The following is a 22,031-nucleotide window of genomic DNA, read 5'->3' on the forward strand; positions in this document are numbered from 1 at the left end:
CGCCGTATGTCGATCTCACAGCTGTGTATTGAGGATCAGACCGTCGATGGTAAGCGGATCGCTGTCGAGCCCCTGGTCGTCGACGGTAAGCGGATCGCTGTCGAGTGGGGCGACAGTATCGCCGGGTTTCGGATCGTACTCGGCGACGCTGGCCGACTGTATCTGACCGAGCGCGATCTACGGACCCTGCACCGGCTCGTCGGTGAGCGCTTGGGGGCGTACGGGCAGGTCATTGTCGAGCCTGCCGACGCTGCTGTCGAGCGCGAGCAGCTTCTCGCCGAGCTCGCCGCTCTCCGTATCAGGCTGGGGGATGCCCTGGCGAGTGCTGACAGGGATAGGGCGTTGATCGGCAGATACGAGCGGCTGATCGACGGGTTGCGTCAAAAGCTCGAGGCCGAGACCTCCTACGACGCCGCCGAGCGTGAGCGGCATGTCGCTGAAATCGCGCGTCTGCGTGCTGAGTTAGAGGTCGCGCGGGCGAAGGCCGATATCGACGCCGCGGTGATCGCCAACTACCAGCGGCGGGTCGCCACCCTGCGGGTGGACGCGGATGCGGCGGGCGGTGCCGAGTGACCATCGCCCTCTGCAATGCGGTGCTGTATCTCGCCCTGATTCCGGCGGCGGTGTATCTGACGATGTCCGTGCTCGACTATGAGCTCTCGGTGCGGCGCACCCACTACTTCGACGACGGGGACCTCGAGGACGAGCTGCCTGCCGATGATCCCGGTGATGTGTGGGATCGCGCCCGTGATCGCTGGGTTGACCAGCGGGCGGGGGTGGTGTGATGGCCGAGGATGTCGCTCTGGATGCGATCAAGGTCCATCCGCCCGATCCGGAGATGGAGCAGGCCGCGCGCTTGGAGGTGGCTCGACGCGCCACCGGCGTCGAGGACGCGGCGCGGTTGCTGGCGATGCTCGGCCTCGATGGTGTGCCGCCTCGCAAGGTGCGCGACAGCCACCGCTATTGGCCGTCCGACCTGGGTAAGACCGTGCGGGATCGGTGCCTGGAGTGTGATGTCGAGATGGCGACCCATCCGGAGGGTCGGCAGAAGCGGCGCGGCAGCAATGAGTTGTGTGATCGGTGTTATCAGCGGCAGCGGCGCGTGGAGGAGGCCGGCGGTCCCGCCCCGGAGCGGCAGCAGATCGACGAGGCGTTGGTGTCGGTGTTGCGGTCCCCGGCCTGGATGGATCGCGGCTCGTGCCGGGAGGCTGCCGATCCTGAGCTGTGGTATCCGGTCAGTCGCAGTGCCAAGGCTGGTAGAGAGGCCCGCGAGATCTGCTACCGGTGTCCGGTCCTCGACGAGTGTGGTGCGCACGCGGTCGCAGGCAACATCGGCCACGGTATCTGGGCAGGCCAGCGGCTCGACAACCGTGACGAGCGGGACATGCTCCGGTTGTGGCACGGCGCGCCGGTCCCGACTCGGAAGACGAAGGAATCGGTGGAGCGTGTCTGCGTTGTGTGTGGCGGGCGGTTCGTCGGCCGTCCGGGGCATATGCAGTGTCGTGCTTGCCAGCTCGGGTTGGTGTGCGCTGATGCCGCGCGTGAGCACATCGTGCGCCTGCGCGGTCAGGGGATGCGGGTGCGCGATATCTATGCTGCGGCCGGACTCGGTCGGAACACGCTCACGCGGATCACATCTGGTGCGCAAACGCGTATCAATGCCGAGACCAACCGGCGCATCCTCGCTGTCACCGCCGCCGATCTGGAGGTGACGGCATGAGCGACGCGACTGCCGCGCCGCGTGAGCCGGGCCTGTATGAGGGTGTGCCCGAGCGGGTGTATCACGGCGACCGTAACTCGATCTCGTCGACGCAGGCGCGGCGCTTCCTCGAGGTGACACCACGTCGCTGGCGGTACGAGCGTGACCACCCGAAGCCGCCGAGTGAGGAGATGGAATTCGGTACCGCTGTGCACACGCTCGTGCTCGGTACTGGTGTCCCTTTGGTGGATACCGGGTTTCAGAAGTGGCAGTCCAACGACGCCAAGGCGCGGGTTGCTGAGATCCGCGCTGCGGGCGGTGTCCCGATGCGGCCGAAGGACTTCGACCGCGCTCATGCTGCTGCCGAGCGGGTGCTGACGCACCCGTATGCGGTGTCACTGCTGTCTTCGGGGCAGCCGGAGTTGTCGGCGTGGGCACGCGACCTCGAGACCGGGGTGATGATGCGTGCTCGCCCCGACTGGATGCACTGGACCGGTGAGACGAGTGCGGTCGTCGGGGATCTGAAGACCTCGAGCGAATCCAGTCCCGCCGAATTTTGTTGGAGTGTAGCTAAGTACGGCTACCACCGGCAGCAAGCCTGGTATCAGTCCGTGCTTGAGCTGCTCGGCATCGTCACCGAGTTCGTGTTCGTCGTCGTCTGTGTCGACCCACCGCACGAGGTGTACATCGTCGAGCTCGCCGCACGCGCGGTTGACCTGGGTGCGCGCGATAACCGGCGTGCGCTGGATCGCTATGCCGAGTGCTTGCTCACTGGCGCTTGGCCGTCGCATCTCGACGGCATCCATCACATCGACCTGCCCGAGAAGACCTACCGCCAGGAGGAATACGCATGACCGCTGAACTCGAACCTGCCACCGGCGGGTTCTCGATGCCGCTGCCCGCGCCGGGTACACCTGCTGCGGCGATGGACATGCTGCGCGCGCACGCCGCGATGATGCAGGAAGCCAACCAGTTGGCGAAGGCGATGGTGCGCACACAAATGGTGCCCAACATCTACCGCAGCAAACCCGACGACGCGACCGCGGCGATCCTTTACGGGCTCGAGCTGGGGCTGTCGCCGATCCAGTCGTTGCAGCAGGTGATCGCGGTGCACGGCAAGCCGACCGTCGAGGGCCGCACGATGGTCGCGATGCTCAAGGCCAAGGGCTACCGGTTCAAGGTGCACGAGAACACCGACACCCGAGCCACGATCCAGGGTTGGTCTCCTGACGGTGCCGAAGACGAGACCGTCACCTGGACGATCGAGGACGCCTACAAAGCCGAGTTCGTTCCGATCATGGACGACGAGACCGGTGACTGGCGCAAGAACGACAACGGCAAGCTCAAAGGCAATATGAAGTATCTGACGCAGCCGCGTCAGATGTTGTACGCCAAGGCTGCCGGGGAACTGTGCCGCCACCTCGCACCTGATGCGCTGCTCGGGATCGCCTACACCCACGAGGACGTGGAGTCCGAACCGACTCCAGCGCCGGTGCACGTCACCTCCGAGCGGGTCACCGTCGCCGAGGTTCTCGACGACACCGGCGACACGCAGACGGGTCCGCGCGTTCAACAGTGGCAGCCGCCGGCCGAGCAGGACGAGCACGACGAAAGTTCTATCGACCGAGTAAGTGCCCCTGCGGCGGAAAACCCTGAAACTGATTCCGACACCGCCTCAGATTCGAGCGCAAAACCGGAAAACACCGAGGTAGACGCCTCGCCGGTCGATGCGGAACCAGCCGCGAAGAAGGCAAGCCGTACCCAGTTGCAACAGGTTTCGACCGGCCTCGACGAACTGCGGGTAACCCGCCCCGCCGACAAGCGCGCCTTCCTCGGCGAGTTCTTCAAACGCCCCTTCGCCCGCGCCGACGACCTCACTGCCGACGAGGCCGACGAGGTGCTCGCCGAGCTGCAGCGCATGGCTGCCGACCTCGCCCAGGGCGACAACCAGACCACCATCGAAGGAGCCGAGCAGTGACCGCGCCCATTTGCTTTATCGACACCGAGACCGATGGTGTGCATCCCGGCCGAAAAGTATGGGAAGCGGCCATGATTCGCCGCGACGACAGCGGAGAGCATCGGGTGCAGTTCTTCGTCGACATCGACCTGGACACGGCCGACCCGTTCGGTCTCAAGGTCGGTCGGTTCTACGATCGCCACCCCTACGGCCGGTATCTCGCAGGCACCATCCCGGACATCGTTTTCGGCATCAAGGAAGACGGCGATCTCCTAGGCACCCGCGCCGCCGCCGAGATCATCGCCCGCTTCACCCACGGCGCGCACATCGTCGGCATGGTCCCGAATTTCGACACCGAGGTCCTCGCCGACCTGCTGCGTGCTGAAAAGCTCACGCCCGCATGGCATCACCACCTCATCGACGCCGAGGCCCTGATAGTCGGCTGGCTCAGCGCGCAAGGACGCCCACCGCAGCTGCCGTGGAAATCAGACGAGTTGTCCCGCGCGATCGGTGTCGAGCCGCCCGGCGAGGAGCTGCGGCACACCGCGATGGGGGACGCGGACTGGGCGGCCAGGATCTGGGATCACATCACGGGAGGTGCGCAGTGACTTTCCGATTCGTTGATGTATTGCCAGAGGACGGCAGGAGTAAGGGACGGCCTCGGGATCGGCTTTTGGTTCAGTTCGCCGCAGCTCTGCGGTCACGCCCCGGCCAGTGGGCCGAATGGCCACGCAAAACCAGCGCGGCTCGCGCAACTCGGATCCGCTATGAAATCAGAAACGGAAAGTTCCCGTGTTTTCCGCCAAGGGAATTCGAAAGCTGTCGAAGAAACGGCATCGCCTATGTGCGCTACGTCGGCGACACCGAAGGTGGTGAGCAGTAATGAGCAAGCTAACTGACCTTGTTGCCGAGAACCGGCGGTTGCAGAGACAGGTTGACTACCTCGCGTCGGAGGGACACCGAGCCCAGCTCGACGTCCTACGTCGCCGCATCGCCGAGCTGGAGGCCCAACTCGAGGAGCGTCAGCAATGAGCGCCGAGCACCGAGCAGAGGCCAAGGCCGCGCTCGCCGATCGCGGGGACACATGAGCGGCATCGTCCTCGGGCCATGGCCCGGCAGCAACCGGCTCGGGGTCACGCCGGGGCGGCTCAAGCAGCGTCGGCCGATCCCGCGTCGGTACCGGGTCGGCAAGTACGGCCCGAATGTGCTGATGGACTGCCGCGATTGCCGCGTCCCGTTCCATCCGGAGGCCGAGCCGCCGCATGACCGGCTGTGCGCGCAATGCCGCGCCGAGCGTGTTGTGGCGGCACCGATGTTGGAGCTCCAGTCGCCATGAAGTCGTACAGGGAATACGAGGCGGGCGCCCGGCCGGGGCGCCCGTTCCCCAACGGCACCGAGTGGGAGCTCTGGTCCTACAACGTCTGCCACGGTGCCGGAAATGACGCGCGCCGCTGTGTCAATGACGACGACGATGCCTGCCCACTCCTGCTGCTCATGCTCAACGACCGCATGCCCGCCGAGTGGTCCGGTCCGCGTGGTCACTACCGCTGCAGCGAGAAGACCACCTCGGCCGCTGCGCGCCGCCAGGCCGAGGCCGAGGAGCGGGCCGCGATAGCGGCGCAGCACTACGGGTCGCTGTTCGACATCGAGGAGGCGCGGTAGATGCCCTGGTTCAAAGTGGACGATGATCTCGCGTTCCACGGCAAGGTCGTCGCCGCGGGCAACGCAGCGATGGGGCTGTGGGTACGCGCCGGTGCCTGGTCGGCGCAGACCCTCACCGATGGGTTCGTGCCGAAGCACATGGTCGCCACGCTCGGCAACGCAGCCCAAGCCCGCAAGCTCGTCGCCGCCGGGCTGTGGGATACAGAGCCCGGCGGCTACCGCTTCCACGAATGGGCCGAGCGGCAGCCGACGCGCGCGGAGATCGACGAGAAACGTGCCGCTGCCCGCGCGCGAATGCGGCGCGCACGAGGCGCGAACAACACCGATGGTTCACAGGATGTTCGCGCGAACAGCGCGCGAACCGACGACGAACGTTCCAGCGAACCGAGCACGTCTGAAAATCATGATTCCGATCAAATCGCGACAGAATCCGAACGAAATCCGAACGACCGCAACCATTCCGTGACCTCGATGTTGGATAGCGTCGATGAGGCAACATCCCTGGTAGACGACGAATCCGACCCGGATGTTCGCGCGAACTTCGCGCGCAGTGACGCTAACCCCGTCCCGTCCCGACCCGACCCATATATAGGGGGTCACCTCGAGGGGGGACGTACAGAAACGAACGCGCGCCCGTCGCGCGACGAGCCACCACCGATAATCCGCACAGAGCACCACAGCGAGCCGCGCCGCACGTGTCCCCGCCACCCGGAGGGCACTACCGGGCCTTGTCACGCCTGCCGCGAAGCGCGACAAGCCCACGAACGATTCGAGGCCGAACGCACCCGCCGCGCCAAAGCCGAACGCGCTGAAGCCATCCGCCAAGCCGCCGAGGACCGCGCCCGCGCCACCGCCGCCTGCGGCATGTGCGACGAGGACGGCTACCTCGGCGGACGCGTGTGCGACCACGACCCCGACACCGTGGCCCGCGCCCGCCGCGGCTCCGCCAACGCCCGCGCCATCCTCGCCGAGTCCGCCGCACGACGTGCCCAGAACACCACGCCCACAACCGAACCTGACGAGCACGAGGAGACAGTCCATGCCTGAGACCGAACGTGACCACACCGACGAGGTCGTCGGCTGGCAACCGCGCACCGCCGACCCGCGCTACCTCCACGGCGATCGTGTCGTCATGTGCCCCGAATGCGACCACGGCATCGACTCGCACGGCACCGACCCCGGCGGCGTCTGCGGCGTCGGTGATGCGCAGCGCAGGCCGTGCCAGTGCCACATGTCGCCCAACGGGATTGCCTGCGCGCACCTCGCCGCGCTGCGAGACGACCCACCCACACCCCACCGACCCGGCCTGCTCGGGCTCGTGCGCGACGCCATCGGCGCCATTGTGAGCAGGGGGTGGACCAGGTGACCGACCAGCAGACACCGCTGCGGGCCGCGCTCGCCGAGGTGTGCGCCTTCGCGATCCGCCACGGCGTCACCGAATCGATCACCCTGGACGACTTCACAGTCCGCCACTGCGACAACGGATGGACGGGCATGTCCTATATCGACGGCGACCATGCGGTGATGGCAACGATCGATCCGTGCGGGCAGGTGAGATGCAACTTCGCCAAGCTCGATTGGCTGCACATCGACCCCGACTCGTGCTTCCTCTGTGGTGGGTGCCGAGCTAGACGCGACCGTGAGGAGAACACCCGGCTCGCGGAAGTCGTCGATCGGCGCTGCCAGGCAACGACGGTCGACCCGACCGACCAGACAGGCCGAAGCGCTTGGTGCGAGCTGCCGCGCGGCCACGCAGGCTGGCACCGCGCCGAGATTCCGCAGCCCGAACATCGGCCCGCCACCCTGAGCTGGCCCGAGTTCGACCGCGAGGAGGCCGACCATGGCTGACGAGAACGACCGGCCCGGCGTGTGGATCGTCGCACAGGAAATCCCATATCAGGGCATCACCGAAGCCACGCCATACGCCACCGAACTCGCTGCCCTACGTGCGGTCAACACGTCCGGCTACGGCATCAACGTCTGCGCTTGCTTCGTGCCATACGGCAAAGACCTCGCCGAAGTGATCAAGGAGTCCGATGGCTGAGCCGACCTTGAATACGTTGCATCTGACTCGAGCAGCGCGTCGGCTGACGTTGGACAGTCAGGCTATGCACCGCACTGTGGTCTACGCCGTCGACGGTGGCCGCTGCTTGTGGGCGTTGCCCACTCGGGATCGTCTGCTTGTGCAGACCGTCGACCCGATCGATCCTGCACGGCTGGCGGGGCTGGTCGTTGAGCATCACGCCCATCCGCGGGTCCTTACCTACCCGCAGGGTGCTGCGGTGGCGGTGTCGTTGATCGCGAATCCGACTAAGGATGCGCATATTTCGGGGCGGCGTGGTCGCCGGGTGCCGCTGCCGGTGGGTGATGCTCCGGAGTGGTTGCGGCGTAAGTTGTCTGGTGCGCTCGGGGGGGTTGTTGTCGAGTCCGCGACCGATCTCGGTACCCGCAGGGGTGTGCGGCATGGGATGTGTGTCGCGCACCAGCTGGTGCTGTTGCATGCCACTGGTGTCGTTGCCTGCCCTGATGGGCTCGCCGAGCTGATCAGGGCAGGTGTGGGGCGCGGCAAAGCTTATGGGGCAGGCTTGTTGATGGTGGCGACCAGGTGACGGCCGCGGTCACGATGGTGTGGGAGCTGGCGGGACGACCGGAACCGGTCGCGTCGGTCGCCCGGCTGTTGGCGGATGAGTCTGATGTGTGCGCGGTATCCGGTCAGTGGTGCGCGCGCACCGCGGACGCTGATGCGGCGCTGGGTGCGAACTTCACCGACCCTGGGCTGTGGCGTGCACCGTCGGGGCGGGTGGGGCCGGCCGCGTTGTGGTGCTGCTCCGGCAAACCTCCTGCGACGTTGCGGATGTGGTCGATCCTCGCCGCTCCCGGTGAGACGCTGCCCGCCTCGCACGAGAAGGCGTTCCTTCGGGACACGCCGGGGTTGTGTCTGCTGAATCGGGCCAACCCCGCGCCGATCGCCGACATGCTGGCCGACCCGCCCGCGGGTGAGTGGCTGGTCACGATCGCGGTGAGCGGGCAAAAACATGTCCTGCCCTACGGCACGGTCAACCATGGTCACGGCGCATGGACGGTGCGGATGGAAACGGTCACCGTCGCCTCCGATCCCGCCGAGTGGGCGGGAGTGCACTCGCATACGTTGGCCCTGCGTCGGGCGGGAGTGTCCGCCGACGATATCCGTGTGGGGCGTCCTCCCGCGACGGTGAAAACACGCGCTGCCCTTGGAGAGTGGCGCACTCACGCACGACAGCTCACTCCGTATCTGGGTTCCCCGCTGCTGGAACTTGCCCTGTGGACGATCACGAAGGAGACGATGAAATGACCACACCCGAAACAGATTTGGTGGATGTGACCGTCGAGCTGACCTCGGCGCTACTCGCCAGTGCCGACGTCGCTGTGATCGGTGCCGCCAATTGGTGGGTGCGCGCACAGTCCGCGCTCGAGGCTGCGGCCGCGGGTGCGGAGAATGCTGGGCACGCGGTCACGATCGCCGCCCGCAAACTCCAGATCCTGTCTCTGTCGGCGAAATCGGCGGCCACGGTCGCTGCGATCGCTCCCATCCTGGATGCCCGCTGGCCGGAATGGGTGGACACCGTGGCTCGCGAAGCCGTCTACATCGTGGCGTTGACCCGCGTCACCCGCCAGGAGACCAAGTCGAGCAAGAAGGAGAGCAAATGACCGTCATCGCACCAGGTGTCGACGCGATCGACATCACGATCACGCTGAACACCCCGCTGCACCACGGCGCCGGATCGGCAGGAAATACCGCGCTGCTGCGCACCGAAACCGTCGTCTTGCCCGATGGGATGCAGGCGCAGGTGCCGTTCGTGTCCGCCAACAGCGTGCGTCACGGCCTGCGTGACGCTTTGGCGTGGCATCTGGTGCGCACCCTCGACATCCCGGAGGGGACGCTGACCAAGCCGGTGGTGGATCTGCTGTGGTCGGGTGGGGCGGTCACCAGTACCGGCGCGCACACCGACCTCGAACTGCCGCGGCGCATCGAGGAAACATGTCCGATGCTGTCGTTGCTGGGGTACGCCGCCCGCGCCGACATCATCGCAGGCACCCTGAGGGTGTCGCCGCTGACGCTGGTGTGCCGGGAGAACGCCTGGCGCCTGCCCGCGCCGATGGCCGCGCTGCCGCACGCGCAGAAGGGTGCCGCCGCCTACCGCGGTGAGGAATTCGGTACCCGCCACGATGTCGCAGGCACCGCCGTCGACCGCTACCTCGACATCGCCGCCGCGGCGTCCGGCACGACACAGATGATCTACGACCTGCAGGTCCTCAAGCCCGGCAGCGTGCTGGCGGGCCGGTTCGCGCTCACCCCGGCCGCGACCGACCGGCAGCGCCGCGTCCTGGATGCGGCCTTGGCGTTGTGGGCCGTCGACGGCGGGGTGCACCTGGCGGCGAAAACCGCCGTCGGATACGGGCACGGCAGCGTCACCGGGCTGCCCGAACGTTGTGGTGAGTCCCTGGAGTGGTGGACTGCGCACCTGTGTGAACACGGTGGGGCAGTGACAGCGCTGCTGGCGGAGATCGCTGGATGACCCCGCTGATGGTGACCGCGCGGATCGACGGCCCGACCGCGGGACTGGTCGAGGCACCGGTGATGCTGGACGGGCCGCTGGCATGGGTGGCCTGGCAGCGTTCCGGACTGCCCGACACCGCGCGCACCGATCCCCGCGACTTCGCGCTGCCGTTGGCGCGCTGGGATATCGGCGGGGTATGGGGATGGTGCAGCTCCCGCGGCGGCGTCGAGATCCTCGCACACACCGCCACCCACATCCGGCGCAAGCCCGCGACCGCGCAGATGTCGCGCTACACCCGCGACCGCAAACATCACTCCGGGCTCGGTCCCTACAAGGCGCGTGACACGGTCGCGGCGGTGGCGTGGGTGTCGACTATGACATGGCAGGTCACCGCCACCGACCGTGACGCGCTCGAGGGCATGCTCGCCGCCGTCACCCACCTCGGCAAACACCACAGCCGCGGACTCGGTGCTGTGCGCGATTGGACCGTCACCCCCGGCCAGGTCGACGGATGGCGCGACCGACCCCTGCCCGACCCGTCCGGAACCTGGCAAGGCATACGCCCTCCCTACCATCACCCATCACGAAAGGCGCTGTGCGCGTGAGTAACCCACCAGTAGCGTTAGGGTGTTACGGGCGTGCGTTGGCCGTGAATCTGCGCATGATCCGCAAAGCCCGCGGCCTCACCATCACCGAGGTGGCCGCGCGGCTCCACACGCGCGGCCACCACCTGACCCGCGACCAACTGATCCGCATCGAGGCCGGGCAGCGTCACGCCACCGCCGACGACCTCGGGCACCTCGCCGCCGTGCTGAAAGCGCCGGCACTCGGGCTGCTGGTAGATCGAGAGCTCGTCTCGATACCGAGGCACGCATGCTGATCGCATCCCCGCGCCACACCCGCGCCGATCTGCAGGCATGGACACGCCTGGAACGTCTCGACGCCCGCCTCGCCGCTTCCGCGCGGTTGGATCGCCTTGCCCGCAAAGCGATCGGCGTGCTTGAGGAATTCGCCGCGACCGGACCCTGCTATGTCTCCACCAGCTGGGGCAAGGACTCCACCGTGCTCACCGATCTGCTGGCCCGCTCCAGCGTCGCAGACACCATCCCGCTGGTGTGGGTACGCATCCGCACCTGGGAAAACCCCGACTGCCCCGCCGTGCGGGACGCGGTCCTCGCCCGCCACCCACACCTGAAATACCACGAGATCGAATGCGAGACCACCTCACGACGATGGTGGCAGGACCCCGACGGACACAAAGACAGCGACCGCTCCACCCGCGGCGGATTCCGCGCCGCCGAACACCGATTCGGCGCCCGCCACATCTCCGGCATCCGCGCCGAGGAATCACGCATCCGCGCCATGGTGCACGCCCGCTGGGGCGAAGCCGGACCCTACGCATGCCGCCCGATCAGCACCTGGGAAGCCACCGACGTATTCGCCTACCTACACGCCCGCGGCCTGCCCGTGCACCCGGCCTACGCCTGCTCCTACGGCGGGACGCTGGACCGGCGATGGCTACGCGTATCAGCCCTCGGCGGTACCCGAGGATCACACAAACAACGCGCGGAATGGGAGCAGCACTACTACCCCGAAATCGTCGGCACAGACTCCCCTGTCAGGAAGGCGCACCCATGACCGACCGAGTGATGCCCGCAGGAGCTATCCGTACCCGATCCCGCGCCAGCGCCAAGAAGGCCGGCACTGAGTTCGAAGGCCTCGTCGCGACCTACCTGCGCGAGCAGCTCGGCGACGACCGCATCGAACGCCGGGCCCGCACCGGCGGCAAGGACCGCGGCGACATCAGCGCCGTACGAATCCACGGACAGCGGGTCGTACTGGAGTGCAAGAACGTAACGCGCATGGATCTACCTGCCTGGACACACGAGGCGCAGATCGAAGCGGGCAATGACGATGCGCTCGTCGGACTTGTCGTCCACAAGCGGCACGGGACCGGCAAACCCGGTGAGCAATGGGTCACCTGCACCCTGCAGGACCTCGCCGCGTTACTGACCGGGCATCGGCCCGAGGAGGCATAGCAGATGGACCAGTACACGACCAGCAAGGGTGCGATCGTGCGTGTCGGTCAGCTCTACCGCGATGCCCGCTCCACCAACGTCCGGACATTGCGGATCGAGTGCATCGGCCCGGCGCCGGATCATCTGGTCCACTGCACCGTGATCCGCCAGGAATACCGCGGCGACGTGACCGAGCCCATGCGGTCCACGCACATGACCCCGCAGCGCATCACCAGCCGCGATTTCGTGCTCGTGGAGCCGGGCGCGTGACCGGTGCCGCCTGCGGTTACTGCTATCGCCTGACCGGCGACGGCATGCCGCTGTGCCGGGACTGCGTCGACCGTCTGGTCGCCGCGCTGCTGTCGGTGCCCGGCCTGCTGAGTGAGCTGACGACCACCCGCGCCGGCCTCGGCCGCAGCGGGCCGGTGCGGGTCGGTGGTCGACCATCCGAGCCGCCGTTGCCTGTCCGCGCCACCACACGACACGGTGCGGTGGCCATGCAGGGCGACCGTGTCGTGGCGCAGCTCGAGATCTGCCTCGTCGGCTGGGGGCGTGCACTCGCCGAGGACCTCGGTGTCTGCCCGGCCGTGCACACCGCCCACCTGGTGTCGCTGGTGCACCGGCAGCGGGCCGCGCCGCTCGGCGATATCGCCTGCGGCCGCGCGCCACGCGCCGAGCCTCGCCCGGATCTCGCCGCGCTCAGTGAGACCCCGGCGAGTGTCGCCGAGCAGACCGCGGTCTGGCTCGCCGCGCACCGCGCACAGCTGCGCCGGTATGACGCCGCGCCCGAGCTGCTCGATGAACTGACCCGTGCGCTCGCGGCGGTGCGGGCGGTCATCTGGCCACCCCGGCGCGATTATCTCGGGCTGTGTCCCGCGCTGGATGAGACCGGCGCCCGGTGTGGGCACGAGCTGGTCGCCGAGGCCGGCGCCACCTACTCGCGGTGTCGGCGCTGCGGTGATCATCGCGCGGTCGCGGAGATCCGGGCTCTGGCGTGTCGGGCTGCCGAGGACCGGTTGTACACGGTGCCCGAGCTCGTGCGTGTCACCGCGGCGATCGGTGCGCCGGTCCCGCGCAGCACGCTCTACGACTGGGCGCACAAGGCCCGCCTCGAGCCGCGTGGGTGGCGGCACGTCGACGCCGGCGGGCGGGTGCGGATCACTGATCACCGGGTCGGTGAGGGTGATGTGCGGGTGTATCGGCTGGGAGATGTGCTCGCCGCTGCGGAGCGGGAGGAGAGCGTGGGGAAACGCCCGAAGAATTCACCGCCGAAATACGCTCGCTTCCTAAATTAGGATGCTACGATTGGTGTATCGGCAGGGAAAGAGTCCCAGCCACTACCGGAAGGACCCGGATATGCTCACCAACCTCGACGCCGCCGCCTACGTCATCACCGCCATCGAAGCCAACGGCACCGACGTGGCTTCCCGCGACGAGTACGACATCGACGCGATCGTGACCGAGCTGCGCGACCTGGCCGGCGGCTACGACATCACCGGCATCGACCCCGCCGAGTTCTGGGCTGTCGTCGAGCGCCACGAGGTCGGCTGATTCATCCACTGAAGCGGGACCGGGGCGCGACTATCGCCCCGGTCCCGCTTCCATCCTTCCCTATCTCGAGCCCAGGAGGCGACACCATATGCCCGATTACACCGATCCGCCCGGGGGTCGCACTCGCCGCGAGGCTTACGACTACGTCTTCGACCGCATCGAGAGCCTGGCCGACGCGGTCTTCGACGAGCAGTACGCCATCGCCGACATCGTCACCGAACTGCATGACCTCGCAGGTGGATACGACTTCAGCGGTATCGACCACTCGACCTTCCGTGAGACCATCGAGCGGCATCAGAGGATCTTCGGCCCCTACGGGTCCGCCATGGGTGATCCGGTCCCGATCCCGGACACGCTGCGCCGTGATCTTGCCCGCGGCACGGTCTCGAGCGAGCTGCGCATCAAAGATCATCTGCTGCAATTGATCACACTCGACCCCACCGGCGACGAGCCTATTCGCTGGGTGATGCGGACCGTCGGTGTCGACGGCGACCGGGTGATCGCCTGCCGCGACAAGGACAGCGCTACCACGGCATACCACAACGAAGCGCGGGCGATGCGCGAAATGTACCCGGAGACCAGGGACTTGGACGACCTGTCCGACATGCCCCCCGACGATCGTATGAGCGCGGCCGAATTCCGGATCATGCGCGAATACCTCGGCCTGACCGGTGACTGGCTCGCCGGACATCTGGGAGTCAGCTCACGCAGCGTCCGCGCGTGGGAACAAGGCAAATATTTGGTGCCCGATGGCGCGCGACTCGAGCTGTGGCTCCTGGCGGCACAGACGGCCGAGCGGGTAGACGCAGGCATCGCAGCACTTGAGGGTCTACCCGATCCGGTGATAATCACCTATCGGTCGGATGCCGACTATCGGACACATCACCCCGACGAGGGCGTCGACTGGCCCGCCTCATGGCATCGCGCGGTCTGCGCACGGATCCTGAATGGGCTCCCCGAGCTGTCGATTACTTACTGGGAGCCGGACGCCGAAGCAGCCCAGTGATGGCACGCCGACGCGAGCGAGGGATCACCCGACCCGGTGAGCCGGCCCGGATGCTTGCCGCCGGGCAGGTATGCGGTCAGCAGCACGGCCCCGACGGGTGTGAGGACCCGGTGCACGCCCGCGGCATGTGCCGCCGCCACTACCGCCGTGCCGCGCGCGGCATGCCGCTCGACCCCGATGCCGGTCGCCGGGTCGGGATCACCCCGTCCGGGCACGGACTCTGGGGCGTGGTCAGCACCGACGCCGACGGGCGGCTGCTGTGTCACGAGTGCGGGCGCTGGTATGTCGCGCTCGGCGTGCATATCGGGATGCGGCACATGCCGACCCGCGAGTATCGGCTCGCGCACGGGCTACTGATGTCGGCCTCGCTCACCGCGGCCGAGCTTTCTGCTCACCTGGGGAGCGCCACTGCCGCCAACGGCGGCGCGGAGCGGATCGCCGAGCACCGCCGGCCCGATACCGCCCGCGCCGCTGCCGAGGAGGGCATGATCATGCGCGGGGTACGGCTGCGGCGGGCGGGTGGAGGCCGGTAGTGCGGCGGATAGGTGCTCATCACCGATCACCGGATCGACGCCGCGCGCGTTCAGGCTGACCGCGACGGCGAACCCGAGCCGGGACGCTGCCTCGGCTCGGGTCACCAGCTCTTGCGTGGAGGGGGATCACGCCTCCACGCTGGGGTCATGGCGGGCGAGCACGTTGTAGACGGTCTGGCGGTTGCCTCCGAGAAGGTCGGCGATCCGGGCGCGATTCCTCTTCTCCGCCGCGGTATCAGCGGCCACGATCGCGGCATCTCGCCGCCAGGCAGCGAGCCGGATCAGTGATCCGGCCTCTACCAGGTCTTTCTCGGTGTTACTGCCGTTTCTGAGGGCGTTAGCGCGGTGCATAAACGCGATTTTCTCGGCCTTGCTGCCAGCCCAGGTCACCACGGTCCAGCGGGGCGGCTCGTCCCCGGACGAGTTGCGGCGGACTGCGTCGAGGTTGCCGCACAACCCCGAGTCCCACAGCTCGCGGATCTGGTCCTCGATGTCGGCCTGCGGCTCCAGCGGGAGATCGATATCGGCGTGACGGACCCAGGAGGACGCGGTCACTCCGGTGGGCAGGTCGTCGGTGTCGACGGTGACGCGCAGCCCGCCGTCGGGACCGAGCCTCTGCGGAAGCAGTCGCTGTCCCGACTCGAGGCCGGTGGCGACGTTGAAAAGGCTGATCGACAGCTGGGCTTGGACTGTGGGGTCCAGGGTGATCTGGATGTGTGTGATCGCCTCGCGGACAACAGGAGGCAGGTCGGCGATCTGAGCGGTGAGGGATGGCGTCGGCATGTGTCAATTATTTGACACCCAAGCCGAAGTGTCAAGAATTTTACACTGATGTCGTAGCTAGTCGATGGCGGCATGATCATGCGCGGGGTGCGGCTGCGGCGGGCGGGTGGAGGGCGAAGAAAGCTGGAGTTGTTCCGTGTCTCACGGCTCGGACCCACTCAGCTGGATTTGTGAGCTGCCCGGTCGGCCGCAGTCGGAAATCGCTTCAGGAAACGCTCGAGCTCCTCTTCGTCGAGATCGTCAGATGAACTGCACCAGGGAATTGTGTCTGGATCGCCCATCTCTGGAAGCCCTCCGTCTTTATAGAATTCTGCCAACGCAGCATTGATTGTATTCTCGATGAATCTGTCCGGATCCGATCCTTCTGGCAGCCCAGAAACGCAGCTGACCTCCAGGACCTTCCGCCCCTCCGGCAGATCGTCCGTGGTGAGTTCCTCGTTGTATTGCAGCCACTGCTCTACCAGTTTGAAGGGATCGAACCAGTCTTCTCTAACGAAGAAATATGTCGGCTCGTTTCCGATTGCGAGCGCCATGTGCTTGGCGTAGAGCGTGGCAAGCCTGACCGCGTCGTCCATCGTGCCGTAAATGTGAACGCTTCCCCGAAACATGGTCATGAGAGTGATGTATACACGGGCTGTGCTTAGCCGACAACTCGACTGATCACCGCTCTATCGGCATGAATCCCACGGAAGCAAGTTGCATCACCACCGGTGATCGGATACGGTCGAACCGTTCGATTCCATAGGGGGTTCTCGATGATGTTCGCAGTCAAGCGTATTCTTACCGGTTCCATGCTGGCTGGGTTGCTAGTGATACCGACGGTCCCGGCTCATTCTGCTCCGGTAAACGTCACCGCGACCGATAATTCCAGCATGTTCGCGAGCGAATTCCATTTCGCGAAACCGAACAAGAAGAACAAGGTGACCGTGAAGTGCTATCTGATGAATTTGCGGAACGAAGCGACAGGCGCAGTCGTGTATGGCACCGGCAGAAACAAGGCGGAAGCTCAGGCTGATGCGAACACCAAGGTGCCGCGGGGACACAAGTTGAAGCACTGTGACCCAGTGCGCTGATCCGTAGCCACCGCGTGACTGACCCCGGGATCCCATCCCGGGGTCAGTCATAGTACCTGCGGGACCCAGTGATTCGGGCTATCAGCCGAACAGCAAATACCCCAATGACTTTCGTCACCGATTCACTGAACCAGTGGAGCAACGTTCGCTACTATGACACAGCACCGCCTCCTAGCGCCTCGGCACATCCGCCGGACCGGAGTTGGTAAGAAGGTGGGCGGTAGTCGACCGAAGTAGTTTCGCCTTTAGGGGGGTTTGTGTTCACTCGTGCCAGTGCTGTGATCGCTGGGGTCTCTGTTGTTTCGTTCCTGACCGGATGTAGTGCGGACACCGGTGAAACCGCAGTGGAGCCATCGCCATCAACGACGGAAGCGTCGTCGACGACCATCCAGCTCGCGCAGGCCCCGAACGACATATCCACGCTGCTGAATTCGCTGCCAGTGAATGAGCGCGCCTCCAAGACCAGCTACGACCGCGACGAATTCGGGCCGGCCTGGTCCGATGATGTCTCGGTGTCCGGCGGCGACAACGGCTGCGATACCCGCAACGACATCCTCCAACGCGACCTGACCGAGGTGACGTTCAAACCCGGATCGAACTGTGTCGTATTGACCGGTGTCCTGGCCGATCCCTACACCGGTGCCACAATCCAGTTCCAGCGCGGTGCGGCGACCTCGAGCGCAGTGCAGATTGATCATGTCGTCGCACTCTCAGATGCCTGGCAGAAAGGCGCGCAACAGCTTTCAGCCGAGGAACGCCGAAATTTTTCGAACGATCCTCGCAATCTGCTCGCGGTCGACGGCCCTGCCAACCAGGCCAAGAGCGATTCCGACGCGGCATCCTGGCTCCCGCCGAACGAAACCTACCATTGCGACTACGTCACCAAGCAGATCGAGGTGAAAGCCGCCTATTCGCTGTGGGTGACGCAAGCTGAGAAGGACGCCATGGCCCGCGTGTTGTTGAACTGCGGCACCCAACCCGAGGCCCCGGCACCGCCGCCGGCCACACCAGAGCCCGAACCCGCGCCAGCTCCCGCTGAGCCCGTCCTGCCTGCGCCTGCTCCGGTCGTTCCGGAGCCCCCAGCGGCTGAGTCGGAGCCGTGGGTGTACTACAAGAACTGTTCGGCTGCCCGCGCCGCCGGGGCTGCTCCGATCCTTCGGGGCGAACCTGGCTACCGAAGCGCGCTCGACCGCGACGATGACGGGGTCGCCTGCGAGTAGGAGCGGCGTTGCTTCTCGGCGATAGCCCAGAGAAGATCGCCTCTGACGACGTGCTGACTGGCGGCAGGGACTCCTGAGCCGACCATCGACAACCTACACCGACCGGAAGGCTGGTCCACCGTACGGTGAACCAGCCTTCGGGCTGCTTATTCGGCGCTGTCTGGCCGACTGTAGTAAACAGTGATGGACGGCCAGTTTCCGTTCGCGGCGACGTCGTTATGAAGGATCAGGTCTTCAACGGTGATGTCACCCAACTCCTGCAGGGTTGCAGCGATCGTTTTCAGAAGCTTGGGCACATCTTCTTGCCCCTCACCCTCCGGATTGCACTGCGAGAAATGGAATGCCGTGTACTCTTCTCTGTCCATGTAGACCCCTTATAACCTGCAGACTTCTACTTGCGCCCACGCTTCTGCTTATTGCGGTCACCAGCATACTTTTCGGCCTGCTTGATCTTCTGCATGGCACGGTTGTACGCCTTCCGGTCGTAATTCCGACCGGCCTTCTTGTCATCGATAGCGGCTTGCTCCGCGGGCGAGAGTTGAGCTCCCCTCGGTGCTTTCTGTGCTATAACGACACCCGTGGGTACGGCAGTGGCTACTTGCGGCTGAGCCACTGCGCCGATCGAGAGCGCCGCGAGTGCAGCGAACGCGGCAGTGAACGCCTTTGCGGAGTAGTTCATAGAATCTCACCTTTCTTCGTTAGCTGATAAGGCGACGGCTAGGCCGTTGGGGAAAGCAATTCCCTTGTGCCTCAACATTTTTAGATGTTCAGACGAGTTGTTCGGTTCCATTCGTCTTTCATGATCTAGATCACAAACTTATGCAGCATGTATGCGTGAAGTGAGATTGTTGCTCGGCTGCTGGGATGTGCCGGATAGAGTTTGCGGTTGGCGACTTGCAGAGGTGGTTCATCGCTTGCCTTACTGTTGGTTGTGAACTGTGTGCTGCAGGCGTGCAGCTCCGGGTGTCGGGGAGTTGCAGCTCCCCGACACCAGGTCTTTTCTGGTGTGGGCTTGTAGATGGCGTGAGTTTGCGGGCCTTTAGTCAGGTTTGGTGTTGCAGCTGTAGTGGTAGGTCTAGTGGCCGGTAGGTGTGGTCATTGCTTTTGTCCGGGGTGTCGAATATGGCGGCTGCAGGGTCTGGAGTTGTCTCGGTCGTAGTTGGTGTGGTTGTGGCGTCCGGCGCTGTATGGGTTTGCGCTTCGGTGGCGGGGATACCGTTTTCGGTCTGGTCGCTGGTGGTGTCCACGTTGTCCGCGCCGTCCATGTCTGCGGTGTCGGGTTGGTTGTCGGTGGCGTCGATGACGACTGCGGTGGATTCGCCGATCGCGGTGATCACCGAGGAGGTGGCGTCTCCGGTGGCGGTGATGATCTCGTCGAGATTGTCGACGAGTCCGCCGACGGAAGTGATGAAATCGGGTACGGTGCCGGTGATTCCGCCGATGGAGGTGATGAGATCGGGGATGGTGCCGGTGATCTGGCTGATCGCGGACACCATGTCGGCGATATCGCTGGGTGTCCACTCGCCGGGTGTGCTGGTATCCGGGTATTCGGGTATATCGGGTGGTGGAGCGGAGGACTCCTCCGTGGCTGGGCTGTCCGGAGCAGAGGATGCGGGTGTTTCGTCCTCGGTGTAGAGGGGATCGGTCGAGTCGGGTGTCCAGGAGGATGTGTCGGACAGCGCCGAGCTGGGTTGCGTGTCCGAGGCGTATGTGCCTGATTCGTATGTGTCTTCAGGGGTGTCTGGAGGTTCGGGGAGGGTTTGGCCGAGGTTCTGCTCAGCTATCAGTGCTGTTTCCGATTCGGTGGATGTAGTCGAGGTGGTGCCCGAACTCAGGTATCGGGGTGTATGGGTGGTGTAGGCGAGGTCGAAGTCGGGTGAGGGTTTCCCGCCTGGGGAAATGTAGCCGGCATCCAGGTTGTCGAGGGTATTGATCAGGTGGTCGTATGCGTCGATGACAGTGGTGTGGGTGTCGGCGCATAGGGTGGTGAACGCAGCGACCTTGCTGTCGATCTCGGGGATGAAGACCTGGTCGAGCCAGTTCCGGCATACGTTGTGTGGATCGGCGCTTGCGGAGGCGTGCTCGGGCAGTATGGTGCGCAGCTGGTTTCGGGCTGCTTCTGTGTTCATGCCGGTGTGTTCCCGGCCGCAGTCGATGATCCAGTCGATCTGTTGTGGTGTTTTACCGGCGGCGGTGTCGACAGTGAATTCTGTCTTGCTGCGTCCAGCTTTGTGGCGCAGTGCGTCTTCGAGCCGATCGGCGGTGGCGGTGGCGGCGGTGTGGATGGATCGCAACGTGTCGAGGCCAGTGCTGACGCGGGTTTCGACACCAGTGAGGAACTGTTGGGCATGAGTGGCGGTGGGGGAGCCGTTCCACGATGTCGCCAGCTCACGGACTCGGCTGACCTGCACGCTGGCTTCGTCGTCGATGCGGCTGTCGAGCTCATCACGCAGTGCGGCCGCGAACGCCCGTATGGTCTCGAGGTCCATACCGCGTTGCTGCTCGTACAACTCTGCCAGCGTGGGATAGTCCCCGCCTGCGGGGACCTGCCCGGCCCATTCCCGGTAGCGCGGTAGGAACGCCTCGAAATATCGCAGTGCTTCGGCACTCGAACCGAGGATGGCTTCGGTGCTGTGGTCGACGGTGTCTCTCACTGGAATGCTCCGGTCACCGCGCCGAGATCGGTTGCTGTGGACTGATCGACATCACGGCAGCTGTTCGCGCTTTCCTCGAGTGCGTCACCGCAGTCGTGTATACAGTTCGCCCACGCGAACAGATAGCGGCGGACCTCCTCGAGCCCCCGGCCGAGGCGATCGCCCTGCGCTCGGTAATCCCGGCCCGCGCCCAGCGGGTCGAACTCCCGGACACAGCTGGCGATCCGAACAGCAGCATCGTTGACCGTCATCGCTGATCCCCGCAGATCACGGGCGAGGCCCTGCACTGCGGGAACATCCATCAACACGCTAATTCTCCCCTCGAAGCTGCACCGAACCGCTTTCCGCCGCTGGGCCACCATCATCGGGTAGCTCGCGTGTCTTCGGGTTCGGTCCGAGTTCTGTTCCGTCACAAGATAGGACGCACCTCCACGGCGATCGGTTCCATCAATTTCCGAAAATTTTTGGTGCCCAGTAAAAACCCAGCATCACCTGCAGATCCAGAGTTCGGGTTGCCGCTGTGTGCTACGACCCTGGACCTGTGCGGGTTATATTCGTTCCGGCGGTACCGAGAAAGGGGTGGGAACGTATGCACCGGGTTGTGCGATTGATGACGACCGCTTTGGTGGGGGTCGCTCTGGTCGCATGTAGCAGTACCAGCGAAGAGCGCACCAGCAGTGCGGCATCGACACAGCCCGCCGAACCGTTATGGGATCCGTGTTCCCTGCCCGCCGACACGATGCGCGCGGCCGGGGTCGACCCGGCGAGCGCCGAAGCGGGAGTCGGTGGAATCGAGCAGTCGGGATGGAAGATATGCGGGTGGAGCGGCCCTCAGTACGCACTCACGGTGTATACGACAACACGCACCGTCGCCGATTTCGAGCGCAAGCCCCGCAACATCGACCTCCGTGATGTAACCATCGCCGGACGTCAAGGTCGGCAATTCCGAGTCGATGCCCCGACCAAGCAGCTTGATTGCGATGTAGTGTTCCCGGCCGCGCCGGGAGCGGTACAACTGCAAGTGCTCGGGCGCCCTTCCCTGGACAACCCTCCCGACCCGTGTCGGGTCTTAGCGGAGGTCGGGGAAATCATCGTGCCACTACTGCCGAGATAGGAAACGCGTCGTGACGGACTGGAAGCGCCTTGCCGAGCAAGCCCGTGCCGGAGAGCTGTATCTGGACAGCGAAGCCGTGGCACTCGAATGCCATCGGGCATGTGAGCAACGTATCCAAGAACTGGAAAACCTACGTTTCTTGGTCAGCCGCGCCGAGAACGTCTCCGGATTCGGGGATTTCGACATGGCACAAACCCTCGAAGGCAAATACGCCTCACAAGGA

The 22,031-nt window shown here is 65.3% G+C and carries 35 protein-coding genes and 1 pseudogene; 30 read left to right on the top strand and 6 right to left on the bottom strand.

Features of this window, described 5'->3' with window-relative positions; translation table 11 throughout:
• Positions 1-6: 6 nt before the first annotated feature.
• The 26 genes from ACX4ZE_RS14520 to ACX4ZE_RS14645 all read left to right on the top strand — a co-directional run bounded on the left by ACX4ZE_RS14520 (position 7) and on the right by ACX4ZE_RS14645 (position 14,964).
• Positions 7-573, top strand: coding sequence for a hypothetical protein (locus tag ACX4ZE_RS14520; protein ID WP_480273935.1), 567 nt, complete (start codon positions 7-9; stop codon positions 571-573).
• Entirely contained in the window at positions 570-785 is a 216-nt protein-coding gene (locus ACX4ZE_RS14525) for a hypothetical protein (protein ID WP_480273936.1), read from the top strand. Before ACX4ZE_RS14520 ends, ACX4ZE_RS14525 begins: the two co-directional genes overlap by 4 nt.
• Positions 785-1,720, top strand: a complete 936-nt coding sequence (locus ACX4ZE_RS14530; protein WP_480273937.1) for a WhiB family transcriptional regulator — start codon at positions 785-787, stop codon at positions 1,718-1,720. Before ACX4ZE_RS14525 ends, ACX4ZE_RS14530 begins: the two co-directional genes overlap by 1 nt.
• Positions 1,717-2,553, top strand: a complete 837-nt coding sequence (locus ACX4ZE_RS14535; protein WP_480273938.1) for a PD-(D/E)XK nuclease-like domain-containing protein — start codon at positions 1,717-1,719, stop codon at positions 2,551-2,553. Before ACX4ZE_RS14530 ends, ACX4ZE_RS14535 begins: the two co-directional genes overlap by 4 nt.
• Positions 2,550-3,677, top strand: coding sequence for a hypothetical protein (locus tag ACX4ZE_RS14540; RefSeq protein WP_480273939.1), 1,128 nt, complete (start codon positions 2,550-2,552; stop codon positions 3,675-3,677). The genes ACX4ZE_RS14535 and ACX4ZE_RS14540 overlap by 4 nt, the downstream gene beginning before the upstream one ends.
• Positions 3,674-4,264, top strand: coding sequence for a hypothetical protein (locus tag ACX4ZE_RS14545; RefSeq protein WP_480273940.1), 591 nt, complete (start codon positions 3,674-3,676; stop codon positions 4,262-4,264). Before ACX4ZE_RS14540 ends, ACX4ZE_RS14545 begins: the two co-directional genes overlap by 4 nt.
• A gap of 274 nt (positions 4,265-4,538) precedes the next feature.
• Complete coding sequence (locus ACX4ZE_RS14550; RefSeq protein ID WP_480273941.1) at positions 4,539-4,688, top strand: hypothetical protein; 150 nt, start codon at positions 4,539-4,541, stop codon at positions 4,686-4,688.
• Between the two features lie 52 nt (positions 4,689-4,740).
• Positions 4,741-4,992: a hypothetical protein gene (locus ACX4ZE_RS14555; RefSeq protein WP_480273942.1), complete on the top strand. Its 252-nt coding sequence runs from the start codon at positions 4,741-4,743 to the stop codon at positions 4,990-4,992.
• Entirely contained in the window at positions 4,989-5,318 is a 330-nt protein-coding gene (locus ACX4ZE_RS14560) for a hypothetical protein (RefSeq protein ID WP_480273943.1), read from the top strand. Before ACX4ZE_RS14555 ends, ACX4ZE_RS14560 begins: the two co-directional genes overlap by 4 nt.
• Positions 5,319-6,365 (top strand): hypothetical protein, encoded by a 1,047-nt coding sequence (locus tag ACX4ZE_RS14565; protein WP_480273944.1) that lies wholly within the window; start codon positions 5,319-5,321, stop codon positions 6,363-6,365.
• Positions 6,358-6,684 carry a hypothetical protein gene (locus tag ACX4ZE_RS14570; RefSeq protein ID WP_480273945.1) on the top strand — a complete coding sequence of 109 codons (327 nt, stop codon included), beginning with the start codon at positions 6,358-6,360 and terminating at the stop codon, positions 6,682-6,684. Before ACX4ZE_RS14565 ends, ACX4ZE_RS14570 begins: the two co-directional genes overlap by 8 nt.
• Positions 6,681-7,166, top strand: coding sequence for a hypothetical protein (locus tag ACX4ZE_RS14575; RefSeq protein ID WP_480273946.1), 486 nt, complete (start codon positions 6,681-6,683; stop codon positions 7,164-7,166). The genes ACX4ZE_RS14570 and ACX4ZE_RS14575 overlap by 4 nt, the downstream gene beginning before the upstream one ends.
• On the top strand, positions 7,159-7,362 hold the full coding sequence (locus ACX4ZE_RS14580) for a hypothetical protein (RefSeq protein ID WP_480273947.1): 204 nt from the start codon (positions 7,159-7,161) through the stop codon (positions 7,360-7,362). The genes ACX4ZE_RS14575 and ACX4ZE_RS14580 overlap by 8 nt, the downstream gene beginning before the upstream one ends.
• Positions 7,355-7,927, top strand: a complete 573-nt coding sequence (locus tag ACX4ZE_RS14585; protein ID WP_480273948.1) for a type I-E CRISPR-associated protein Cas6/Cse3/CasE — start codon at positions 7,355-7,357, stop codon at positions 7,925-7,927. Before ACX4ZE_RS14580 ends, ACX4ZE_RS14585 begins: the two co-directional genes overlap by 8 nt.
• The gene (locus ACX4ZE_RS14590; protein ID WP_480273949.1) at positions 7,924-8,649 is read left to right on the top strand and encodes a hypothetical protein; all 726 of its coding nucleotides are present in this window, start codon (positions 7,924-7,926) and stop codon (positions 8,647-8,649) included. The genes ACX4ZE_RS14585 and ACX4ZE_RS14590 overlap by 4 nt, the downstream gene beginning before the upstream one ends.
• Positions 8,646-9,005 (top strand): hypothetical protein, encoded by a 360-nt coding sequence (locus tag ACX4ZE_RS14595; protein WP_480273950.1) that lies wholly within the window; start codon positions 8,646-8,648, stop codon positions 9,003-9,005. Before ACX4ZE_RS14590 ends, ACX4ZE_RS14595 begins: the two co-directional genes overlap by 4 nt.
• Entirely contained in the window at positions 9,002-9,874 is an 873-nt protein-coding gene (locus ACX4ZE_RS14600) for a hypothetical protein (protein ID WP_480273951.1), read from the top strand. The genes ACX4ZE_RS14595 and ACX4ZE_RS14600 overlap by 4 nt, the downstream gene beginning before the upstream one ends.
• Positions 9,871-10,461: a hypothetical protein gene (locus ACX4ZE_RS14605; RefSeq protein WP_480273952.1), complete on the top strand. Its 591-nt coding sequence runs from the start codon at positions 9,871-9,873 to the stop codon at positions 10,459-10,461. The genes ACX4ZE_RS14600 and ACX4ZE_RS14605 overlap by 4 nt, the downstream gene beginning before the upstream one ends.
• Complete coding sequence (locus tag ACX4ZE_RS14610; protein ID WP_480273953.1) at positions 10,458-10,736, top strand: helix-turn-helix domain-containing protein; 279 nt, start codon at positions 10,458-10,460, stop codon at positions 10,734-10,736. Before ACX4ZE_RS14605 ends, ACX4ZE_RS14610 begins: the two co-directional genes overlap by 4 nt.
• Positions 10,730-11,494, top strand: coding sequence for a phosphoadenosine phosphosulfate reductase domain-containing protein (locus ACX4ZE_RS14615; protein ID WP_480273954.1), 765 nt, complete (start codon positions 10,730-10,732; stop codon positions 11,492-11,494). The genes ACX4ZE_RS14610 and ACX4ZE_RS14615 overlap by 7 nt, the downstream gene beginning before the upstream one ends.
• Positions 11,491-11,895, top strand: coding sequence for a hypothetical protein (locus tag ACX4ZE_RS14620; RefSeq protein ID WP_480273955.1), 405 nt, complete (start codon positions 11,491-11,493; stop codon positions 11,893-11,895). The genes ACX4ZE_RS14615 and ACX4ZE_RS14620 overlap by 4 nt, the downstream gene beginning before the upstream one ends.
• A gap of 3 nt (positions 11,896-11,898) precedes the next feature.
• A complete protein-coding gene (locus tag ACX4ZE_RS14625; protein ID WP_480273956.1) occupies positions 11,899-12,144 on the top strand; it encodes a hypothetical protein in 246 nt (81 codons plus the stop codon).
• The gene (locus tag ACX4ZE_RS14630; RefSeq protein ID WP_480273957.1) at positions 12,141-13,169 is read left to right on the top strand and encodes a hypothetical protein; all 1,029 of its coding nucleotides are present in this window, start codon (positions 12,141-12,143) and stop codon (positions 13,167-13,169) included. The genes ACX4ZE_RS14625 and ACX4ZE_RS14630 overlap by 4 nt, the downstream gene beginning before the upstream one ends.
• A gap of 61 nt (positions 13,170-13,230) precedes the next feature.
• The gene (locus ACX4ZE_RS14635) at positions 13,231-13,425 is read left to right on the top strand and encodes a hypothetical protein (protein ID WP_480273958.1); all 195 of its coding nucleotides are present in this window, start codon (positions 13,231-13,233) and stop codon (positions 13,423-13,425) included.
• A gap of 88 nt (positions 13,426-13,513) precedes the next feature.
• Complete coding sequence (locus ACX4ZE_RS14640; RefSeq protein ID WP_480273959.1) at positions 13,514-14,431, top strand: helix-turn-helix domain-containing protein; 918 nt, start codon at positions 13,514-13,516, stop codon at positions 14,429-14,431.
• On the top strand, positions 14,431-14,964 hold the full coding sequence (locus tag ACX4ZE_RS14645) for a hypothetical protein (RefSeq protein WP_480273960.1): 534 nt from the start codon (positions 14,431-14,433) through the stop codon (positions 14,962-14,964). The genes ACX4ZE_RS14640 and ACX4ZE_RS14645 overlap by 1 nt, the downstream gene beginning before the upstream one ends.
• A gap of 126 nt (positions 14,965-15,090) precedes the next feature.
• Here ACX4ZE_RS14645 and ACX4ZE_RS14650 read toward each other — a convergent pair whose 3' ends face one another.
• The gene (locus ACX4ZE_RS14650) at positions 15,091-15,747 is read right to left on the bottom strand and encodes a hypothetical protein (RefSeq protein ID WP_480273961.1); all 657 of its coding nucleotides are present in this window, start codon (positions 15,745-15,747) and stop codon (positions 15,091-15,093) included.
• Between the two features lie 158 nt (positions 15,748-15,905).
• The gene (locus ACX4ZE_RS14655) at positions 15,906-16,361 is read right to left on the bottom strand and encodes a hypothetical protein (RefSeq protein WP_480273962.1); all 456 of its coding nucleotides are present in this window, start codon (positions 16,359-16,361) and stop codon (positions 15,906-15,908) included.
• Between the two features lie 141 nt (positions 16,362-16,502).
• On the opposite strand from ACX4ZE_RS14655, the gene ACX4ZE_RS14660 reads away from it, so the two are divergent.
• Positions 16,503-16,820, top strand: a complete 318-nt coding sequence (locus ACX4ZE_RS14660; protein WP_480273963.1) for a hypothetical protein — start codon at positions 16,503-16,505, stop codon at positions 16,818-16,820.
• A 257-nt stretch (positions 16,821-17,077) separates the two neighbouring features.
• Entirely contained in the window at positions 17,078-18,040 is a 963-nt protein-coding gene (locus ACX4ZE_RS14665; protein ID WP_480273964.1) for a GmrSD restriction endonuclease domain-containing protein, read from the top strand.
• A 146-nt stretch (positions 18,041-18,186) separates the two neighbouring features.
• On the opposite strand, the gene ACX4ZE_RS14670 is transcribed toward ACX4ZE_RS14665, so the two are convergent.
• From ACX4ZE_RS14670 to ACX4ZE_RS14685, 4 genes are all read right to left on the bottom strand, one after another.
• Positions 18,187-18,405, bottom strand: coding sequence for a hypothetical protein (locus tag ACX4ZE_RS14670; protein ID WP_480273965.1), 219 nt, complete (start codon positions 18,403-18,405; stop codon positions 18,187-18,189).
• 26 nt (positions 18,406-18,431) lie between these two features.
• Positions 18,432-18,719, bottom strand: coding sequence for a hypothetical protein (locus ACX4ZE_RS14675; protein WP_480273966.1), 288 nt, complete (start codon positions 18,717-18,719; stop codon positions 18,432-18,434).
• A 364-nt stretch (positions 18,720-19,083) separates the two neighbouring features.
• Complete coding sequence (locus tag ACX4ZE_RS14680) at positions 19,084-20,694, bottom strand: hypothetical protein (protein WP_480273967.1); 1,611 nt, start codon at positions 20,692-20,694, stop codon at positions 19,084-19,086.
• Positions 20,691-21,002, bottom strand: coding sequence for a hypothetical protein (locus ACX4ZE_RS14685; RefSeq protein ID WP_480273968.1), 312 nt, complete (start codon positions 21,000-21,002; stop codon positions 20,691-20,693). The genes ACX4ZE_RS14680 and ACX4ZE_RS14685 overlap by 4 nt, the downstream gene beginning before the upstream one ends.
• Before the next feature lie 302 nt (positions 21,003-21,304).
• Between ACX4ZE_RS14685 and ACX4ZE_RS14690 the strand changes: the two genes are divergently transcribed.
• Together ACX4ZE_RS14690 and ACX4ZE_RS14695 are read left to right on the top strand one after the other, a co-directional pair.
• A complete protein-coding gene (locus ACX4ZE_RS14690; protein ID WP_480273969.1) occupies positions 21,305-21,808 on the top strand; it encodes a DUF3558 domain-containing protein in 504 nt (167 codons plus the stop codon).
• Between the two features lie 10 nt (positions 21,809-21,818).
• Positions 21,819-22,031, top strand: a pseudogene (locus tag ACX4ZE_RS14695) (hypothetical protein); the annotation flags it as partial.

This window comes from Nocardia sp. TBRC8007, from assembly GCF_056629435.1.